The 20579-nt window shown below is 60.3% G+C and carries 16 protein-coding genes, 1 rRNA gene and 1 pseudogene; 8 read left to right on the top strand and 10 right to left on the bottom strand.

Going from position 1 to position 20579, the window contains the following annotated elements:
• Together rrf and mrdA are read left to right on the top strand one after the other, a co-directional pair.
• A 5S ribosomal RNA gene (gene rrf, locus BSF40_RS30845) occupies positions 1-110 on the top strand; the annotation flags it as partial.
• A gap of 199 nt (positions 111-309) precedes the next feature.
• Entirely contained in the window at positions 310-2202 is a 1893-nt protein-coding gene (mrdA, locus tag BSF40_RS30850) for a penicillin-binding protein 2 (RefSeq protein WP_095968210.1), read from the top strand.
• Positions 2203-2241: 39 nt separating this feature from the next.
• On the opposite strand, the pseudogene BSF40_RS30855 reads toward mrdA, so the two are convergent.
• From BSF40_RS30855 to BSF40_RS30895, 9 genes and pseudogenes are all read right to left on the bottom strand, one after another.
• Positions 2242-2495: pseudogene (locus BSF40_RS30855) on the bottom strand (hypothetical protein); the annotation flags it as partial.
• Positions 2496-2530: 35 nt separating this feature from the next.
• Complete coding sequence (locus tag BSF40_RS30860; protein WP_095968211.1) at positions 2531-3661, bottom strand: glycosyltransferase family 4 protein; 1131 nt, start codon at positions 3659-3661, stop codon at positions 2531-2533.
• Between the two features lies 1 nt (position 3662).
• The gene (locus BSF40_RS30865; protein WP_095968212.1) at positions 3663-4793 is read right to left on the bottom strand and encodes a glycosyltransferase family 1 protein; all 1131 of its coding nucleotides are present in this window, start codon (positions 4791-4793) and stop codon (positions 3663-3665) included.
• Positions 4777-6153, bottom strand: a complete 1377-nt coding sequence (locus BSF40_RS30870; RefSeq protein WP_095968213.1) for a glycosyltransferase family 1 protein — start codon at positions 6151-6153, stop codon at positions 4777-4779. The genes BSF40_RS30865 and BSF40_RS30870 overlap by 17 nt, the downstream gene beginning before the upstream one ends.
• The gene (locus BSF40_RS30875; RefSeq protein WP_095968214.1) at positions 6150-7409 is read right to left on the bottom strand and encodes an ABC transporter ATP-binding protein; all 1260 of its coding nucleotides are present in this window, start codon (positions 7407-7409) and stop codon (positions 6150-6152) included. Before BSF40_RS30875 ends, BSF40_RS30870 begins: the two co-directional genes overlap by 4 nt.
• A complete protein-coding gene (locus tag BSF40_RS30880) occupies positions 7409-8206 on the bottom strand; it encodes an ABC transporter permease (RefSeq protein WP_095968215.1) in 798 nt (265 codons plus the stop codon). Before BSF40_RS30880 ends, BSF40_RS30875 begins: the two co-directional genes overlap by 1 nt.
• A complete protein-coding gene (locus BSF40_RS30885) occupies positions 8207-9649 on the bottom strand; it encodes a mannose-1-phosphate guanylyltransferase/mannose-6-phosphate isomerase (protein WP_095968216.1) in 1443 nt (480 codons plus the stop codon).
• A 3-nt stretch (positions 9650-9652) separates the two neighbouring features.
• Positions 9653-10624 carry a GDP-mannose 4,6-dehydratase gene (gene gmd / locus BSF40_RS30890; protein WP_015094126.1) on the bottom strand — a complete coding sequence of 324 codons (972 nt, stop codon included), beginning with the start codon at positions 10622-10624 and terminating at the stop codon, positions 9653-9655.
• Positions 10621-11535, bottom strand: a complete 915-nt coding sequence (locus BSF40_RS30895; RefSeq protein WP_095968217.1) for a GDP-mannose 4,6-dehydratase — start codon at positions 11533-11535, stop codon at positions 10621-10623. Before BSF40_RS30895 ends, gmd begins: the two co-directional genes overlap by 4 nt.
• A gap of 422 nt (positions 11536-11957) precedes the next feature.
• On the opposite strand from BSF40_RS30895, the gene BSF40_RS30905 reads away from it, so the two are divergent.
• The 6 genes from BSF40_RS30905 (at position 11958) to BSF40_RS30930 (ending at position 18847) form a co-directional block, all read left to right on the top strand.
• Complete coding sequence (locus tag BSF40_RS30905) at positions 11958-13535, top strand: glycosyltransferase (protein WP_095968218.1); 1578 nt, start codon at positions 11958-11960, stop codon at positions 13533-13535.
• Positions 13529-14833 (top strand): glycosyltransferase, encoded by a 1305-nt coding sequence (locus BSF40_RS30910; RefSeq protein ID WP_095968219.1) that lies wholly within the window; start codon positions 13529-13531, stop codon positions 14831-14833. Before BSF40_RS30905 ends, BSF40_RS30910 begins: the two co-directional genes overlap by 7 nt.
• Entirely contained in the window at positions 14830-15696 is an 867-nt protein-coding gene (locus BSF40_RS30915; protein ID WP_095968220.1) for a class I SAM-dependent methyltransferase, read from the top strand. Before BSF40_RS30910 ends, BSF40_RS30915 begins: the two co-directional genes overlap by 4 nt.
• Positions 15693-16850: an acyltransferase gene (locus BSF40_RS30920; RefSeq protein ID WP_095968221.1), complete on the top strand. Its 1158-nt coding sequence runs from the start codon at positions 15693-15695 to the stop codon at positions 16848-16850. The genes BSF40_RS30915 and BSF40_RS30920 overlap by 4 nt, the downstream gene beginning before the upstream one ends.
• Entirely contained in the window at positions 16844-17677 is an 834-nt protein-coding gene (locus BSF40_RS30925) for a class I SAM-dependent methyltransferase (protein WP_015094132.1), read from the top strand. Before BSF40_RS30920 ends, BSF40_RS30925 begins: the two co-directional genes overlap by 7 nt.
• 405 nt (positions 17678-18082) lie before the next feature.
• On the top strand, positions 18083-18847 hold the full coding sequence (locus BSF40_RS30930) for a response regulator transcription factor (protein WP_256585794.1): 765 nt from the start codon (positions 18083-18085) through the stop codon (positions 18845-18847).
• A 44-nt stretch (positions 18848-18891) separates the two neighbouring features.
• On the opposite strand, the gene BSF40_RS30935 is transcribed toward BSF40_RS30930, so the two are convergent.
• Positions 18892-20400, bottom strand: coding sequence for a sensor histidine kinase (locus BSF40_RS30935; protein ID WP_095968222.1), 1509 nt, complete (start codon positions 20398-20400; stop codon positions 18892-18894).
• Positions 20401-20579 lie beyond the last annotated feature (179 nt).

A 20579-nucleotide genomic window follows, 5' to 3' on the forward strand; every position in this document is an offset into this window, starting at 1 on the left:
GACCATAGAGCATTGGAACCACCTGATCCCATCCCGAACTCAGCAGTGAAACGATGCATCGCCGATGGTAGTGTGGGGTTTCCCCATGTGAGAGTAGGTCATCGTCAAGATTAAATTCCGAAACCCCAATTGCGAAAGCAGTTGGGGTTTTGTTTTTGCGCGCGAAAAAACACGAGCACCCCATTCAAAGTCAATTGTAAAAAAAATCACATAAACCTGACCCCCCGGTTTTGCTAAGGTGCAGCTCATTTTTAATGGACTGAGTCTGCGCCCACGGATCGGCATTCTTTTCAAAGAGTTGCTGCACAAGTGCCTGAACCGATACCGATCAAGGACCACGAAAAAGAAACACGCCTGGTCAACAAGAGACTCATGGCCTGCGCCTTGTTCGTTGCCGCCATAACCTGTGCTCTGGTGGTACGCCTGTATGTCCTGCAGGTCGTCGAGTTCGACTATCACTCGACCATCTCCGAAAACAATCGCGTACATGTCCTGCCGATTACGCCTACCCGTGGATTGATCTATGACCGCAACGGCGTACTCCTTGCGGACAACCGCCCCAGCTTCAACCTGACCATCACCCGCGAACGTGCTTCCAATGTCAACGAAGAGCTGGACGAGGTCGTCAATCTCCTGCACTTGTCCGCTGAAGACCGCTCGCAATTCGACAAGGTGATGAAGCAGGCACGTCACCCCTTCGTACCGGTGACGCTGTTCTATGAACTGAGCGAAGAACAGATCGCCGTACTCGCCGTCAACGAGTTCCGCTTGCCGGGCATCGATGTCGAGCCGCAGTTCGTTCGGCACTATCCGTTGGGCGCGCACTTCGCGCATTCGGTCGGCTACGTCGGACGCATCAACGAGAAAGAGTCAAAGGCCCTGGATACGGTCGAGTACCGAGGCACCCAATCCATTGGCAAGACCGGGATCGAAAAATTCTACGAGTCGCAACTGCACGGCCATGTGGGCTATGAGGAAGTCGAAACCAATGCCCAGGGCCGCGTGCTGCGAGTGCTCAAGCACACGGATCCGGTGCCGGGTGAAAACATTGTCCTGAGCCTCGACGTCAAGCTGCAGGAAGCCGCCGAACAAGCTCTGGGTGATCGTCGCGGCTCGGTGGTTGCGCTCGATCCGTCGACCGGTGAAGTGCTGGCCATGGTCAGCAACCCGAGTTTCGATCCTAATCTGTTCGTCACCGGCATCAGTTCCAGGGAGTACTCTGCGCTACGCGACTCCGTCGACCGGCCGCTGTTCAACCGTGTGCTGCGCGGCCTGTACGCGCCGGGTTCGACCATCAAGCCGGAAGTGGCAATCGCCGGCCTCGACACGGGGGTCGTCACGCCACAGACCCGTGTGTTCGACCCCGGTTATTACCAACTGCCGGATTTCGATCACAAGTACCGCAACTGGAACCACAGCGGCGACGGCTGGGTGGATATGGATGCAGCGATCATGCGTTCCAACGACACCTATTTCTATGACCTCGCACACAAGCTGGGGATCGATCGCCTGCACGACTACATGGCAATGTTCGGACTGGGTGAGAAAGTCTCCCTGGACATGAACGAAGAATCCCCCGGCCTGATGCCATCCCAGGCATGGAAGCGCACCACGCGTCGGCAGGCCTGGTTTCCGGGTGAGACGGTGATTCTCGGAATCGGCCAAGGCTATATGCAGGTCACGCCGCTGCAATTGGCCCAGGCCACGGCGCTGATTGCCAACAAAGGCGTGTGGAATCGCCCGCACCTGGCCAAAACCGTGGACGGCATCGCGCCGGTGGATGAGCATCCGATGCCGGACATCCTGCTCAAGGATCCACGCGACTGGGAGCAGGTCAACCATGGCATGCAGATGGTGATGCACGATGCCCGCGGGATTGCCCGGGCCGCAGCCGCGGGCGCGCAGTACCGTATTGCTGGCAAGAGTGGTACCGCGCAAGTGGTGGCGATCAAGCAGGGCGAACGCTACAACCGGGAGAAAACCCGTGAGCGTAACCGCGACAATGCCTTGTTCGTCGGTTTCGCCCCGGCCGAGCACCCGAAGATCGTGATTTCGGTGATGATCGAAAACGGTGAGGCGGGTGGCCGCGTCGCCGGACCGGTTGTACGGCAGATCATGGACGCCTGGCTACTCGATCAGGACGGGCACCTGAAGCCGCAGTACGCGGCACCGGGCAAGGCGCCGGGCGATCCTCACGTCTGAACCGTCAGGGCTCATCTTCTGTTCGCGGTTCCACAGCTAATGAATCTCGACATCGGCAAGCCCTTCGTGGGGCGGCAGGCGCCAGAGCTATCCGGCGTCGACGTCCGCCGCCACCACGTGCTCGGGCAAACAGCCGGTACCGAAGCCGGCGATGACCAATCGGCGAGGAAGTCATCAAAGCGCTCGGAGAAAATCCGGCTGATGATCAGCAACCGCACTTTGCCAATTACTTCATCGGCCGGTTGTTCCAGCACGCTGCTGACCTGGGACATTTGCCCGTAGATTTCCCCGGCCGCAGCCAAGGCAAGTCGGATCCTGCAAAAAAGCCTCATGCGTAGGCGAGGTTTTTTTCTTCCAGCAGTTCCTCATACAACGCCGCCCATTTGCGACCCATTTCGTCCGCCGTAAACAGATTCTGATAGCGGGCCAGCGCCTTCTCGCCCATTTGTGCCGCCAGCACCGGGTTTTCCCAAAGCGTGCGCATCGCCTCACGAAACGCCAGTGGATCACTGGGCGGCACCACCAGCCCGGTTTCGTTATGGATGTTGATGTAACTGGTGCCCGTGCCAATCTCACTGGAGATCATCGGTTTGCCATACATCGCGCCTTCAAGCAGTGAAATGCCGAATGCTTCGGAGCGCAGGTGCGACGGAAATACCACCGCATAACTCAACTCGAGCAAGGCAACCTTGTCTTCATCTCCGAGGAAACCGAGAAAGTGCAGGTTCTGCAGGCCCAGTGCCCTGGCCTGGGCATGCAACTCCTCTTCCAGCGGGCCGGCGCCGACGATCACCACGGGGTAGTTCAGCCCCTGCATCGCTTCGAGCAGGATGTGCAGCCCCTTGTAGTAGCGCATGACACCGACGAACAGGAAGAACTTGTCCCCCAGTTTCTGGCGCCAGCGCTCGGTACGTGCCGCGTCGTGCTTCGGATAACCCGATTTGTCCAGGCCATAGGTGATGACCCGGGTCTTGTCCCGATAGCCCTTGAGCACGTCGCTGGTGTGAAAGTAGTTGGGGGACGCCACGGCGATTCGATCCGCACTGTCCAGGAACCGGCGCATCAACGGACGGTACAGTTTGAGCAGATGACGCTGGCGAATGATGTCGGAGTGGTAACTCACCACGCTGGGTTTTTTGGTGGCGCTGACAAAATGTACCAGGTCCATGAAGGGCCAGGGGAAGTGGTAGTTGACCACGTCGGCTTCGGCGGCGAGCTCACGAAACTGCTTGAATACGCTGTAGGAAAAACCGGTGGAGGCGAGCTGAAAGTCCATCCTGGCCTGATGCACCTGGTGCTCGCGGATCTGCAACACGCCCGGCGCCGGGTCATTGCTCAGGGTCAGCACCGTGCTGTCGACACCATGGCGCGCGCCACTTTCGCTCATCTGGAAAATGACTTGTTCGATGCCACCCATGGAGTCGGGCAAGTAGGTTTTGTAAAAGTGCAGAACGCGCATATCAGTTCTCCATAGCCTGGCGGTAGGCGCGGGCGGTCACCGTCGCGCAACGCTCCCAGGAAAAAAGCTTCGCTCGCTGCAAGCCCGCCTCGCGACAGGCCTGCCAGTGTGCCGGGTCGTCGATCAGCCGCCGCATGGCATCGCGCAAGGTGTCCGGGTCGTGCGCCTCGATGTAGTTGCCGGCATCGCCAGCCACCTCCGGCATCGCCGAGATACCCGTCAGAATCACCGGGGTGCCACTGGCCATGGCTTCCAGCACCGGCAGACCGAAGCCCTCGTACAACGAAGGGAAGACCAGCGCCCGGGCACCGGCCAGCAACTGCGCCAGATCCTCGTCGGGCAGGTACCCCAGCAGGCACACATGACCTGAGGCGAGGGCCGTACGCAACTCGTCATTGAACTGCTGACGCTGCCAGCCGGCCATACCGGCGATCAGCAAGGGAAAACGCTGGCGCACGGTTTCCGGCAGTAGCGCATGGGCGCGCAGGGCCTGGGTCAGGTTCTTGCGCGGCTCCAGGGTGCCGACGCAGAGAAAATACTCCCGCGTCTCGACGCCGTGGGTTTTGAGGACGCGATCGATGGCCTCGGGTTCACGCGGGTGGAATCGCGCGGCCACACCCAGCGGTGCCACCACGAAGCGCTCGGCCGGCAGTGCGAACCAGGCCTGCGCTTCATCGGCGATGTGCTGCGAGTCTGTCAGAATCAGCCGCGCCCGTTGTACGCCGTCGGCCAGTCGTCGCTCGATTTCGCGCAGACGGGCCGGAGGTTGGGTGTCGGGATAGTGCAGGTGGGTGAGGTCATGCAGCGTGATGATGGTCGGGCCGTTGAACGACAGCGGCCACAGGCTCGGCTCGTGATACAGATCGATGGACTGGGCGGGGCGCTGGTCGAAGCGCTTCTGTTCCAGCCAGCGCCGCGCCTGATAGGCCCCCGGGATCTGTCGCAGCAATGGCGTCAAGCGCGAGTAACCGGGCATCGCCGCCTCGGGCAGGACCGAACTCCAGCCCCAGCCATGGAACAACGTCAACTCGACGTCCGGTTCGCGGGCCAGGGCCGTCGCCAGTTCGGCGACGTAGTGGCCGATGCCCGTGCGCGGGGCCTGGAGGATGCGGGCGTTAAGGGCAATTCGCATGCTGACTCTCAGGCACCTTCGCATCGCTGTGCAGGTTGCGCTGGATGCGATCGACCAGTTGCGCACTCGCCTCGCGCCAGCTCAGCCAGCGCCAGTTTTCCAGGTTGAGGGGCGCGGGAAATGCGCCGCTCGTTTCCATGTCGATGACCAGATCGGCCAGGTTCTGCGGATCGTCGAGGTCGAAGTACGCCATGTACTCGCCACCGATTTCGCGAAACACCGGGATGTCGCTGGCCATTGCCGGCAGGCCACGCTGCATGGCTTCCACCAGCGGCAACCCGAACCCTTCGACGTAGGACGGGAACACCAGCGAGGTCGCGTGGGAATAGGCGTGTTCCAGGCTCTTGTCCGAGAGCGTATTGAACATGAACAGGCGCTGGTTCAACGCTGGATGCTGGCGGATACGCTCGATCAGCGCCTCGCACTTCCAGCCGATCTTGCCGACGATGCACAACCGGGCCCTGGACCCGGCCGCCCAGGCGCGCTCGAACGCGTCGAGCAGATACGCATGGTTCTTGCGCGGCTCGATGGTGCTGACCATCAGGAATACAGGGTCCGCCGACTTGAACATCTGCAGCAACCCCGGGTCGACGGCGGAGCGGGCGTCGCTCAGGTCGAGTTCGGAGCCGAGGTGAAAGTAGTCGAACCAGCGTTGCTGGACCTGCGCGGTGCCGATCCTGCGGCTCATCTCCTGGCGCACCTGGTCGCGGATGGTGGTCGAGATTGCCACATAGCCATCGGCGGTGCGGGCGATCCAGTCGAACCATTCGTTGAACACCTTCACCAGCCCGGCGTCGCAGAATTGCGGGTGGGTCAGGGGAATCAGGTCGTAGATCACCGACACGATGCCGACCCCGTCACGCTTGAGTTGCTCGGCCAGGGGGAAAAAGTTGGCGTGCCAGGACGAGTCCAGCAGCACCAACTGGTCGCCTGCGCGATGTTGCAATGGCACGCAGCGCTCGGGAACCGGCTTGCCCTTGAGTACCCGGTCCAGCAGGCGCATCGGCAGGCTCAGGCAGGCGAATGCGGTGAGGCGGCAACCGACATAAAGCACCCGGCGGGCGAACTTCGATTGGCTGAAAGGGCGGCGTCGTTCCAGCGCGCGGTGGCGCAGCCAGAACTGATTGGCGAACTGTTCGAGCTTCACCCGCAGGCTTACCAGATCCACTTTGACGGTCGGCAGGGGCGCCAGGCTTTTCACCTCGAACAACGCGCCATTGATCATCACCACCGGAATGCATTCACGCTGGGCATCCGCGGCTGGCAATTGCTGAATCACATTGCGCACGACCCGCTGAATGCCCGAGTTGGCATCGGGGTGTTCGAAAACGTAGGTACATTCCACCAGCAGTCGGGTCATTGCGTCACCCCAACGGTTTCCACCTGGTTTTCGCTGGAGCGGGTAACACTGGTCTGCGCTTCGAGCCAGGAGCAACCGACAAAGTCTTCCTGGCGATTGTTGATCACGTGGAAGACCAGCCCGTAGTCACGCCATTCGAAATTGCGATCCAGGTGCGAGTCCAGGCGCGACAGGCTCAGGGCCACCGAATAGTTGCCCTTGCCCAGGCGCATGTCGAAGGCAAAACGGTAGGTGATGCGTTCGCCGGCACTCAGGTCGGTGAGGGCTTTGTCGACCCGGTGGGTGTTGATGCCATACATGGGCTGGCCGAGGCGATCCTTGATCATGAAGCCGAGAATCAGCCGCTCGATGTCCTGGCGCACCTCGACCTGCACTTCGAGGACCATCGCCTGACCGACTTCTGCCACTTCCACCGATCGACCCTTGGGGTCAAGCAGGCGGACGCTGAGAATGCCCGCTTCGCCTGTCCCGGAAATGGTTTGCACCTGCCCGTTGGCGAGCATCTCCTGGCGCACCGTCTGGCCCTCGCGCTGGGCGAGCATGGCGTTGTAGTAGTCCATCACTTCTTCGGGCTTGCCGCGCATGGCCATGCGCCCGTTTTCCAGGAGGATGGCGGTGTCGCAGATCGACTGGATCGCGGAGCGGTCATGGGACACGATCAGCAACGTGGTGCCGGCCTTGCGGAAGTTGCGGATGCGATCGAAGCTTTTGTGCTGGAAGTAGGCGTCGCCCACAGACAGCGCTTCGTCGACGATCAGGATATCCGGCCGCCGCGCGGTGGCCACGCTGAACGCCAGACGCATCTGCATGCCGCTGGAATAGGTGCGCACCGGATGGTCGATGGCCTCGCCGATTTCGGCGAAGCTCTCGATTTCCGGCATCAGCGCTTCGATTTCTTCCACCTGCATGCCAAGTAACTGGCCGGCCATGAAGGTGTTCTGCCGGCCGGTGAAGTCCGGGTGGAAACCCATGCCCAGTTCAAGCAGCGCAGCCACGCGGCCTTGCAACTGGATGTCGCCGCAGGTGGGCTGGGTGGTGCCGGTGATCATCTTCAACAGCGTGCTTTTACCGGCACCGTTGACCCCGACGATGCCCACGGCTTCCCCCGGCTGAATCTCGAAATCGACCCCTTGCAGCACCCAGTGCAGGTGATGCCGGTTGCGGGAAAACGGCACCAGCCATTCGAACAGCCGGCTCCAGCGATTGGGGTACTGCTTGTAGGCCTTGCCCAGGCCACTGACACGTATATGTCCCATCAGAGCTCGTCCACCATTTCACCGACACGCTGGCGGAACAGCCGCAGCGCCATTGCGCAGAACAACAGGCCGATCACCAGCAAGGGCACCAGCGAGCTCCAGTTCGGCCATTGGTTGTAGAGAAACAGGTTCTGGTAGCTGTTCATCAGTGCCGTCATCGGGTTCAGTTCGATGAAGCTCTGGATACCCGACGGCAGGATCGACAGCGGATAAACGATCGGCGTCAGCCAGAACCAGAATTGCAGACAGATGCCGAAAAACTGCCCGACGTCGCGAAAGAACACGTTGAGCACACCCAGGATCATCCCCAGCCCCGCGGCGAACATCACTTGCAGGATCAGCAACGGCACCAGCGCCAGTAACGCCATGCCGGGCAGCCGCCCGCTGATCAGCAGGAAGCCGAGGAACAAGCCCAGGATGATCGCGAAATTGATTCCGGCATTGAGCAGCACGATGACCGGCAGGCAGATGCGCGGGAAGCTGATTTTCTTCAGCAGGTTGGCGTTTTCCAGGAACATGCTCTGGCTGCGCGTGGTGATCTCGGCGAACAGGCCCCAGGTGAGCAGGCCGGCGCACAGGTAGACACTGTAGGCCAACCCGTCATCCACGCCCGGCAAGCGGGCGCGCATGATGGTGGAAAAGATCACCGTGTAGACCAGGATCATCGACAGCGGATTGAGCACGGTCCACAAGGCACCGAACAGCGAGTTGCGATAACGCGCCTGAAACTCCCGCTTGACGCTGCCGAGGATGAAACCCCGGTAACTCCACAGGGATTGGTAAAGATTACGCAGCATTCAAACCGTCCGCCCATATTGGTCTTCGAAGCGGACGATATCGTCCTCTCCCAGGTATTCGCCGCTTTGCACTTCGATGATCACAAGGTCGATCACACCGGGATTCTCCAGGCGATGCTTGTGACCGGCGGCAATGAAGGTCGATTCGTTCTTGGCCACCAGGTGCGTGCCGGTGCCGTTGTTGGTGACCTTGGCCATGCCTTCGACCACCACCCAGTGTTCATTGCGATGGTGGTGCATCTGCAATGACAGCTTGGCGCCGGGCTTGACCACGATACGTTTGATCTTGAAGCGCGGCCCTTCCTCGAGCACGGTGTAGGTACCCCATGGCCGGCTGACCGTACGATGCAGGCGGTAGGCCTCGTGCTCTTTGTCCTTGAGTTGCCTGGCCACCCGGCGCACATCCTGGGCGCGGTCGGCGTGGGCCACCAGCACCGCGTCGGCGGTGTCGACGATGATCAGGTCATCCACGCCCACGGTCGCTACCAGACGGTTGTCGCTCTGGACAAAGTTGTTGTGGCTGTCGATGAAAATCGCCTCGCCGACGGCACGGTTGTTCTGCTCATCCGCCGGTACCAGCGCGGCCACCGCGCCCCAGGAGCCGATGTCGCTCCAGTCGAAACGGGCGGGCACGACGACCACTTTGTCGGAGCGCTCCATCAACGCGTAGTCGATGGAAATGTCCATGATTTCGCCAAACAGCGCCGGTGACAGTTCCTGTTGCACGCTCCCGGCGTTTTCCACCGCCGCGCTGGCGGCCATGCAGGTTTGCGTCTGCTCCAGCAAATCGGGAGCGTGGGTTTGCAGTTCGGCCAGCAGGGTGGCGACCGAGAAACAGAACATCCCGGAGTTCCACAGGAAGTTGCCGCTTTCCACGTAATGCGTCGCGGTTTGCAGGTCGGGCTTTTCGACAAAGCGCCGCACGCTGGCAGCGCCTTTGTCGTCCAGTGAAGTGCCGGCCTCAATGTAGCCAAAACCGGTTTCCGGAGCGCTGGGCACCACACCGAAGGTCACCAGGTGACCGCGCCTGGCCAGCGTCACGGCATGCTCGACTGCGTCCTTCAACGCGTCAACATTGACGATCAGATGGTCGGCCGGCATGACCAGCATGATCGCGTCGTCGCCATGCAGGGCCTGGAGGGAGAGGGCGGCGGCGGCAATCGCCGGCGCCGTATTGCGCCCCGCCGGTTCCAGCAGGAAGTGCCCGCGATGACGGCCAAGGTGCGCGTCCCGAAAGTGATCCTTGCTCTGGAAGTAGTACTCGCGGTTGGTCACCGTGACGATATCGCCCCAGCCGTCGAGCAACTCTGCGGCACGCCGATAGGTCTTGCCCAGCAGCGACTGGCCGTCAGGCAAGGCCATGAACGGCTTGGGATGGCCTTCACGCGACACCGGCCACAACCTTGTCCCGGCACCGCCGGAGAGAATCACGGGAATCAGCATGGCCTACTCCTTGGCAACGCGTTTCATGTCCGCATCCATCATCATGCGGATCAAGGCATCCAGGTCGGTTTTTGGTTTCCAGCCCAGCACACGCTGGGCCTTGGCCGGGTTGCCGAGCAGCACTTCGACTTCGGCCGGGCGGAAGAACGCCGGGTCGATCTTCACGTAGTCGCGGTAGTTCAGGCCCACATGATCGAAGGCGATCCGGCACATCTCGCGCACGGTGGTGGTCACGCCGGTGGCCACCACGAAGTCGTCGGGTTTGTCCTGTTGCAGCATCAGCCACATGGCTTCGACGTAGTCGCCGGCAAAGCCCCAGTCGCGCTTGGCGTCGATGTTGCCCAGGCGCAGTTCCTGCTGTTTGCCCTGTTTGATCCGGGCGGCGGCGTCGGTGACTTTGCGTGTCACGAACTCGATGCCGCGCAGCGGTGATTCATGGTTGAACAGAATCCCGCTGCTGGCGTGCAGGTTGAAGCTTTCGCGGTAGTTCACGGTAATCCAGTGGCCATACAGCTTGGCCACGCCATAAGGGCTGCGCGGATAGAACGGCGTGTTCTCGTCCTGCTGTTCGGCCTGGATCAGGCCGAACATTTCGCTGGTGGACGCCTGATAGAAACGCGTGTGCGGACTGAACTGGCGGATCGCTTCGAGCAAGTGCGTAACGCCCAGGCCGTCAACGATGCCGGTGGTCACCGGTTGATCCCAGGAGGCCGCGACGAAGCTTTGCGCGGCGAGGTTGTAGACCTCGTCCGGCGCTGACTTGATCACCGCACGCTGCACTGAACAGGCATCGGCCATGTCGCCATCCAGGTAGACGATGTCCGCCTCGACGCCCATCTCGCGCAGGCGCCAGCGCGAGTCGCTGCTGCGGCGCGCAACCAGGCCATGGACCTTGTAACCCTTGTCGAGCAGCAGTTTGGCCAGATAGGCGCCATCCTGGCCGGTGATACCTGTAATCAATGCACTTTTAGTCATACTTGTCGTACTCGCTTCTCCCAGTCGGACAGGATCGCCCGCAGGGATTGTTGTGTTGTGATTTCAGACTTCCATCCGGTGGTCTGGGCCAGTCTGTCAGGGCTGCCACACACCCGACGCTGATCCGCGCGGCGAAGTCGCGCAGGGTCCTGGACCAGTTGCAGGTCGACCTGGGCAAGATCTGCCAATTGTTCGATCAAACTGCGAATGCTCTGCTCGCGTCCCGAGCAAATGTTGTAGACCTGCCCCGGTGTGCCTTTTTCCAGCAAGGCCAGGTAGGCCGAGACCACGTCCGCGACATCAAGGAAGTCGCGCGTGACGTCGACGTCCCCGACCTCCAGTCGTGGTGCCTGCAGGCCTTGCTTGATCCGGCAGATCTGGTGCGCGGCGCCGGCAATGACGAAGCTGTCTTTCTGCCCGCTGCCGATATGGTTGAACGGGCGGGCAACCAGTACGGGCCAGCCTTCGCTCAGGCCCCATTGCAGACTCAGGAACTCTGCCGACAGTTTGCTCACAGCATAGGGATTGCGCGGGCAGGGGGGCTGCAGTTCAGTGATGGGCAGATGCTCTTCAGCGACCTGGCCATAGACATCACCGGAGCTGACGTACAGAAACGTGCCGGTGAAGCCGCGCGCCTTGAGGGCTTGCAGCAGGTTCAGGGTGCCCAGCAGATTGATATTCAGGGTGCCGGCCGGATCACGAAAGGCCTGCGGGACGAACGTCTGGCCGGCCAGGTGAATCACTGCATCGGGCATTTGCGGCCACAAGCCTTCGAGGCTCGAAGGTGCAGCAAGATCGTAGCGGTCGGGAACAGACAGCAGTTCCCATTCCGAGGTATCAGCCTGCAAACGCGATTGGATGTGTTGTCCTACGAATCCGCTCAGACCCGTGACAAACAGACGTTTTTTCAAACAGCGACCCCTTGGTCATGCATTTCATCCATCTCCCACAGACTCCATGGAAAAACTTGCGAGCGGCATGATCGCTCGAATGGCGGGTGAAATGTTTGTTGTAGTTGTTTGGTAGCCAATCTGTGCCATTTGCTCGGCAATTTCAACAGGTCCAACCGTGACTGGTCAGTTCTCGTCAGCGTAGCCCGATTTATTCTCGTCGGGCGGTTCACGAACCCTCGATGGATGTGTTTAGAATGCCCCTCGTCACTATTACCCGGGGTTCGGCAGCGTCGCTTCGAAACTGCGAGAAACTGACCACTAAAACAAGAACGTAGACGGGCAGGAAGACGATGGGCGAGCGCCGGTAAACACGGGCTCGAACCCTGTCCTCCCCGTCATAGCGTGAGGCTGCCGGGATGGCGGCGTCACCGTGGGATGCCATGAATTTCATTCTTTACTCCGACGTCAACGACAGCTCCATCAGCCAGAGTCTCGGCCGTCCCGAGTACAGTTATTACTTCGTGCTCAAGGCGTATCGACCGCTGTTCGAAAGCCTGGGACCGGTGCATGTCGTGTCATCGGCCGCCGAAGTCGATCCGCTGTACCGGCAGTTGCAGCAGGCCGGTCAGGACTGCCTGTTCATTTCGTTCGCGCCACCGCACAAGACCCCCACTGACTTGCAATGTCCGATGGTGTGCGTGGTCGCCTGGGAGTTCGACAGCATTCCCGCCGAGCACTGGGACAACGATCCACGGCATGACTGGAGCCGGACACTGGCACGCCTGGGGCGGGTGATCACCTTGTCCACCCATACCGCCGAAGCCATCCACCGGACCCTGGGTGACGACTTCCCGGTGCTGGTGCTGCCGACGCCATTGTGGGAGCGCTTTGCCGACATTCGCCAGCAATACCCCGGTACGTCGGTGAACGCCGGTGCCACGCTGCAGATCAAGGGTTGCATCCTGGACAGCCGCGCGATGGGGTTGTCCGCCGATGGCCTGATCGCGCCGATCATCGAGCAACCACCCGTGGAAATCGTTGAGCCGGAGCCCGTACCGCAACCGCAACCTGCGCCGCCGTTGACCCTGCGGCGACGCCTCTTCATCACCAGGCATTACGTGCTGCTGTGGTATCGCGAAGCCATTCGCGATCTGGTGCCGGATGCCGTTCGCCCATGGCTGGCCAGGTTTCGCAGACCTCAGCCGTTGCCGATCGAACCCGTCGTCAGCGCACCCTCCGTGCCGGATGAACCCGTCATCAGCGCAGCTGGCGCGCAGGACGAGCATCCACAAGCGGCTTTCCCCGACACCAGCCAAACGGTCGAAATCGTGGTCGACGGCGTCGTCTACGTGAGCGTGTTCAACCCTGATGACGGCCGCAAGAACTGGCACCACCTGATCACCGCGTTCTGCTGGGCGCTGCGTGATGTGGAGGACGCCACGCTCGTGTTGAAGATGACCCAGAACGACCTGTCGACCTATTACGTCGAGCTCATCACCTTGCTGTCCCAACTCTCGCCCTTCGCCTGTCGCGTGGTGGTCATGCACGGTTATCTGCAGGACGAGCAGTTCGCCCGTCTCTATGGCGCGGCGAGTTACTACGTCAACGCTTCACGCTGCGAAGGCCTGTGCCTGCCGCTGATGGAATTCATGTCATGCGCGCGGCCGGTGATCGCCCCGAACCACACGGCGATGCGCGACTACATCGACGACCGCGTGGCCTTCGTCGTCAAGTCCAGCCAGGAACCGACGATCTGGCCGGAAGACGCGCGAATCCTGTATCGCACCCTGCGCCACCGTCCGGATTGGGGCTCGTTGAAAACGGCTTACGAGAACAGCTACGCCATGGCAAAAAACCAGCCGGACGCCTGGCAGGCCATGGCGGACGCGGCCAGCGAACGCATGCACGAATACTGCAGCTTCGCACCGGTACAACAGCGGCTGGCGCTGTTCTTCAAACAGGAATCGGTCCGTGACGTCGTGCCGGTGGTTGCCGAAACGGGGGCTGCATCGTGCTGATCATCATTCATTCGGAAACCAACAAGAGCAACATCCAGCAGAACCTGGGGCGGCCCGAGTACAGCTATTACTTCGTCCTCAAGGAATTCCGCCCGGTGCTCGAACGGCTGGGGCAAGTGATCGAGGTCAGCAACCCGGACGAGCTGGTCGACCGGCTGTATTTCGATTGCCTGAGCCGGGGCGAAGACTGCGTGTTCCTGTCCTTCTCCCCGCCGCATCGCACGCCGGTCCACTACGCGTGCCCGACGATTCCGGTGTTCGCCTGGGAGTTCAGCACCATTCCCACCGAGAGTTGGCAGGGCGAACCGCGGCATGACTGGCGGATGGTGTTGGGCGCCTGCGGGACGGCGATCACCCACTCCAGCTTCACCGTCAATGCCGTGCACGATGTGATGGGCCGCGATTACCCGATCAGCGCCATCGCGGCCCCCGTCTGGGACCGTTTTGCCGCCCGCGGCGAGCTTCTGGACAAGCGTCCGGTCGTGGGCCCCACGCGCCTGAACCTGCGCGGGCTGTTGATCGACAGTCGCACGGCGGACTTGCGCCCCTATGGCCCCGAGCGTTTGCGCGAGGGCACGCCAATCGCCTTCGATCAACCGCCGCGCGACTGCGAGCTGTTGCTCGAGGGCGTGGTCTACACCTCGGTGTTCAATCCGTACGACGGCCGCAAGAACTGGAAGGACATGATCAGTGCGTTCTGCACCGCCTTTCGCGATACGCCCGACGCGACCCTGGTGCTCAAGCTCACGCACCATGACATCGCCAACGCACTGTCCGACATGATGCACCACGTCTACAAGAACCAGTCCTACCAGTGCCGCATCGTGTTGATCCACGGCTATCTGGCCGACATCGACTACGAGCGCCTGGTCGAGGCCACCAGCTACGTCGTCAACTGCTCCTACGGCGAAGGGCAATGCCTGCCGTTGATGGAGTTCATGTCCTGCGGCAAGCCGGCGATTGCGCCGCTGAACACCGCCATGGCCGACTACATCGACCGTGACAACGCGTTTATCGTCGACAGCACCGACGAACTGACCTCCTGGCCCCACGATCCTCGCGCAGCCTATCGTACCCTGCGCTACGTCACGGACTGGGACTCGCTGTGCACGGCTTTTTCCGCCAGCCATGACGTTGCCAGACAGAACGTCGAGCGCTATCAACGGATGTCGGCCCATGCCGTGCGCAGCCTGCAGGGATTCTGCAGCCAGGCCGTTGCCGAGCAGCGCCTGAAAGCCGTGTTCGAGCAGTTGCTGCAACGGCGTAAAGCAAACTGCGCACAAGCGTCGGGCACATGATCCGGCGCCTGCTTGCGAAGTTGCGGCCCGCGCCGGTGGTGGTCGCCGCACCCGAAACACGAGTCTCGCCCAGGGACATCGGTTTGTACGATGCCCTGCTCGACGGCTGGTTTCTGGGCGACAGCGGCGAACTGCTCAAAGGGTTTGCCATCACCGCCGACGACACCTTGCTGGATGTCGGTTGCGGCGAAGGCGTGGCGACCTTGTTTGCGATCCGCCAGGGCGCTTCGGTGATCTTCACCGACAGTGAACATGACAAGGTCCGCGACCTGGCGCGGCAAGTGCAAGCGCAGTCGGATAAAGCGAATCTCGGTTTGGTCAGCAACAGCCTGCCGCTACCGTTGGCCGATGGTTGCGCGAGCAAAGTCGTGTGCATGGAAGTGCTCGAGCATATCGACCAGCCGGAACCCTTCATGGCCGAACTGGTGCGCATGGGCCGCCCCGGCGCGCAGTACCTGCTGAGCGTACCGTCGCCGGTGGGCGAGCATTTGCAGAAAGGCATCGCCCCGGCCAGCTACTTTCAATCGCCCAATCATGTGCAGATTTTCACCCCCGAGCGGTTTGCCGCGCTGGTGGAGGACGCGGGCCTGGTCATCGAGCATCGCCAGGCCACCGGGTTTTTCTGGGTCATGGGCATGATTTTTTTCTGGGCCAGTGAACGGGCCGCCGGGCGCGACCTGGGGGGGGCGGTTCGCGACCGGATCCAGGCGCCGTACCCGCCGCTGATGGAGAGCTGGGCGAAAACCTGGCAGGACTTGCTGGCCCAGCCCGACGGGTTGGCGATCAAGCAGATGCTGGACCGGTTCATGCCCAAGAGTCAGGTGATCATTGCTCGAAAACCTCATCTCCAGGAGGGCGCATGAGCAACGAAAAACGGATCATGGACATCGAGTTGTTGCGCGGCATTGCGGTGCTTGGCGTGCTGTTTCACCACCTGCAGGACAGCCTGTTCGCGGCGGCTGTGCCTTTGCTGCAGACCATCACCCTGTACGGCCAGCCGTGGTGGGGCGTGGACCTGTTTTTCGCGATCTCGGGCTTTGTCATTGCCCGCAGCCTGATCCCGGCCATGCGCCGCTGCACAACGCGTCAGGAGTATTGGCAACAGACGCGCAATTTCTGGTTGCGCCGGGCCTTTCGATTGCTGCCGTCGGCCTGGTTGTGGCTGGCGCTGATGTTGCTGGCGTGTCTTTTTCTCAACCGCTCAGGCGCCTTCGGCACCCTGCACGCGAACCTTCAGGCGACCCTGGCCGGCGTCGCGCAGTACGCCAATTTCCGCTTTGCCGACAGTTTTTATCGCTACGAGTACGGCACCAGTTTCGTGTACTGGAGCCTGTCGCTGGAAGAGCAGTTCTACCTGCTGTTCCCGCTGATGATCGTGCTGTTTCGCAAACACCTTGTGTGGCTTTTGCTGGCGCTGGTTGCGGTGCAGTTGTTCACCTTGCGCACGCCGATCCTGATGGTGGTGCGCACCGACGCGCTGGCCCTTGGCGTGCTGTTGGCGATGTGGAGTACGCAACCGTCGTACCTGCGCTGGGAGCCCACATTCCTGCGTCGTCCATGGGCGGGTGTCGCTGCACTGATCGCGGTGTCGCTGCTGCTCGGCTTCATGGCAACGGATCGCTTTACCTTCAGTCATTACCGGATTGGTGTGATCGCGGTGCTGTGCGCCGTGCTGGTCTGGATCGCTTCCTACAACCGCGATTACCTGTGGCCGCGCGGCGTGTTCAAGCACCTGATGACGTGGGTCGGCAGCCGTTCCTACGGGATTTACCTGATCCATATCCCGGCCTACTTGCTGGTACGTGAATTCATTTTCCGTTTACAGGCTGCCGGGCTACCCAGCCCGGCTGGCCATCCGATACTGATGTTGCTGATGGCTGGCGGCCTGATCGTGCTGCTGAGCGAACTCAACTATCGCTTCATTGAAATGCCCATGCGCAATCGCGGCGCCTCGCTGGTCAAGCGCCTGGGCACCTCCCGAACAGCCGTCTCATCCTCTGGAGCCACCTCATGCTGAGCCTTTTGAAGAAACTCACGGCGGGCACCCCCGCGCCGGTGCAGCCAGAAATTGCGCCTGCGCCACCCGTGGCGGAGAAGGTCGACCCCTATATGCTCGGCCTGCACGACGCCATGCTCAGCGGCTGGTTCAATCAGCAGACCGGCGAACTGTTCAGCGGTTTCCCGGTGACCCCCGAGGACACACTGCTGGATGTGGGCTGTGGCGACGGCGGCAACGTGCATTTCTGCGGGATGCGCGGGGCGAAGATCATCATCGCCGATATCGACGCGGCCAAGGTTGAAGCGACCCGCCAGCGCCTGAGCGATACACCGGCCCGTGACGTCGAATGCCACGTCACCGACTGCAACCCGCTGCCGATTGCCGATGCGACCGCCACGCGGGTGGTGTCGACCGAGGTCATCGAGCATGTGGACGATCCGGCCCAGTTCCTTGCTGAACTGGTGCGAGTGGGTAAACCGGGCGCGCTGTATCTGCTGAGCGTCCCGCACCCCAGCTCCGAAGACCTGCAGAAAGACATCGCGGCGGCCGAGTATTTCCAGAAGCCCAACCACATTCGCATCATCAGCGAAGCGCAGTTCAAGGCCATGGTCAGCGATGCCGGCCTGGAAGTGATCAGCCACAGCCAGTACGGATTCTACTGGTCGATGTGGATGCTGCTGTTCTGGGAAGCCAAGGTCGACTTCAGCAACCCGGACCATCCGTTGCTCAATCACTGGGCGGACACCTGGCAGGCGATCCTGGCGTCGCCCCGGGGTACACAGATCAAGCAGGCGCTGGATGCGGTGGTAGCCAAGAGCCAGGTGATCATTGCGCGTAAACCCTGATCCACCAGCGCTGCAAAACGACGGCCTGCAACAGGCCGTCCGTCACCGCCATTGATGCCGTCCCGTAGCATTGCATCAAGCCGGATCAGCGAAGTCCGCCAGGCTGCGAGGGTAAGCAGACCTTGGTAAAAGCGGCCGGTGCAACAGGGCGCCAGTTTCTCCATAAATGGGGCATTACACCCACCCAACCGGTCGGTTACCACCAAAGTTGAGGAATATTCCCCCCTCACGCTTTCTCTCGATTGAAACATTCTGAAACACCCTGTTCATTAATCTGAGTTTTTTCTTCGCTCCAGGGTAATGGCTCATTTGTTGCACCATCCCGGACACCCGCAACAGCCGTCGTCCCGGACATCATGGAGACGGCAGGACTTGTCGGATTTGGCCGGACGAAAGGGGTGAAAAATGAAACACGCGACACCAACTTTGAGCTCCGTCGCTTCTCATGAGGAGCTTCTTACGAGTCCCGTGATCAAGATTGGCATTGTTGACGATCACCCACTGTTAAGGGATGGGGTCACAATGGCGCTGAAGAAAATAGCTGACTTTCAGGTGGTCGAGCAGGGCGGGTCTGCCGATGATGCCATGGAAATTGCCGCTCGTTTTGCTCCGAATGTTTTGCTGATGGATGTCAATATGCCGGGCGACAGCTTTGCTGCCGTGCGAGCGATCTCGGCGTCTTCGCCGGCAGTTAAAGTATTGATGCTGACGGTATCGGAGTCCATCGAGGACGCCTGTTCCGCCCTCGAAGCGGGCGCGCAGGGATATGCGTTGAAAGGCATCAGCGGTCTTGAGCTTGTGCAAGCCATCAGAAATGTTGCCGGGGGTGAAACCTTCATTACCCCTAAACTTGCCGGCAGGCTGTTAAGCAATATCAGAAAGCACGCGGGTGACAAGCAAAAGGTCGAACTGACCCATCGCGAAGAACAGGTTATCCGGGAGGTATCGAAGGGCCTGACCAACCGCGAGGTGGCTATCAAGCTTGAGCTCTGCGAGAAGACTATCAAGCACTACATGACAAATGTCATGTACAAGCTGCGGGTTCGTAACCGGACGCAGGCGGTGGCTGCAGTGATGCGGCATTGGGAGAGTGACCATATATCCAGCCTGTGTGGTGCTCTTCAACGCCGCGACTGGAATGACAACAGGAAGCCGAATAACGAGCCATAAGCGCTGCGGTGACTTGGGCGCAACGATCATTCTGGTACGGGTTATCAGATTTTGAACTGCGCCCTGGCCTTGGTTCCGGCATCGGGAGCCGATTCAATGCTGAATACGCCGCCGAGGGATTCGACGCGATAGCGCATGCCGACAAGGCCCAGCCGAGTTCTACCTCGACCTGGCACACTCGGTTTCTCGGTTGAAATACCCACTCCCGCATCCTCGACTTGCACTTCCAGCAGTCCTTCAGAGTATGAGGCGCTGAGTTTTTGGCCTTTTCCCCCGGCGTGAACATAGGCATTGTTCAAAGCTTCCTGGGCGAAGCGGTAAATACCAATTTTAAGCGCTATCGGTACATCGTCCGCAAGCGTATCAAGCTGCAGGTCGACTCGCGTCTCGGTTCGCTCTTCGTGCCGCTCGGCCAGCAATACCAGGGCATCGTGCAGGGTCAGGTCATTGACTTCCGGGAGTGCCAGGCCAAGTGAAATTTCCCGCACTTCGTTTAAAGCATCCTCGCCGGCACGCCTGATCATTTCCAGGGCTTCTACATCCGAGACGCCTTGCGAACCTTCGAGTTCTTCAAGGCGAAGGAGAATAAGTGCCAACAGTTGGGCAGGACCATCATGCAGATCTGCCCCGATCCGCCGCAGAGTGAGTTCATTGATTCTGGAGAACTCGCGATTGGCTTTAGTGACTTTGCGCTGAAGGGCGGCATTGTTTGAGTGCAACCTGGCTTGTTCATCCATTCGCCATCTAAGTGCTGTTTCATGCTGCTTTATTATCTTGTCGCCACGCCGAACGATAAAAAACAACAGTAAAATCATGGCTGTCGTTGCTGTTCCAACAATCGCCCATACTTTTTTTCGAACGTTACTGATTTCGCGCTGTAACGCCTGCGCAGTTTCGTAGAACTCACCCACCGCAACAATCTTTCCAGTATCCGCTTCGCGCAGTGGAGCAAATATTTCATAGAGCGGAATATTCAGGCTTCGCTCAAAGGCATCCTCAATATCATCCACCGTATGATTTCCAAGATCATTGTCGAACTCTGTATGGATCTTGCCAGTCAGTGCCTGTGATATCTCCGCTGTCGGAAACGTTTTCTGGACCGTGGATTTGTCGGTGCTGTAGACAATAGTGCCGTCCGGCAACCAGATCTTCACCGAAACAACATGTGTACTGAGCGAGGTGCTGGACAGCAGGTGGTCAATGGTCTGAATGGTTTCATCGGGGAGTTCCTTTGCATTGGTTAATCCCTGGACGAAAGGTTCGAGAAAGTTCTGCATATAACGCGCGCCCGTCTCTGCCGCCGTTTGAACCGTTGCATCTTCGATGCTCTGGCTGACGAGGTTTCCAACGAACGTCATGGTCAGGCCCAGAATGATTGTGGCGCAGATTACGAACTGGGTTGAGCGGCTCAAATGGCGCAATTTCACACGGGTTTCCGGTCCCCCGGGGCCTGCGCCATGGGACTTTAGGCCAGTGTCCGACTCGACCAAGGTCTGATCCGACTCGTTGACCAAGGTCTCGGAATTTGGCTGGCCTTTCGTCTCTGTACACATCCGGGTAGCCCTTCAATACTCATTTTCAATGGAGTGTAAAACTGGTGTTTGAGGTTGAGGGCGAGAGGCGCGATGAGTATTTTAAAAAGACTCTCAAATAGACTGGGTAATCGCTACTTCCGGCCACAACAGCCGGGGGTTATTACCAATAGTGCTCCGCTCAATCAGAACCAAACCAA

The sequence above is a fragment of the Pseudomonas sp. ACN5 genome (assembly GCF_002303975.1).
In the GTDB taxonomy this organism is placed as follows: Bacteria; Pseudomonadota; Gammaproteobacteria; order Pseudomonadales; family Pseudomonadaceae; genus Aquipseudomonas; species Aquipseudomonas laurylsulfatiphila.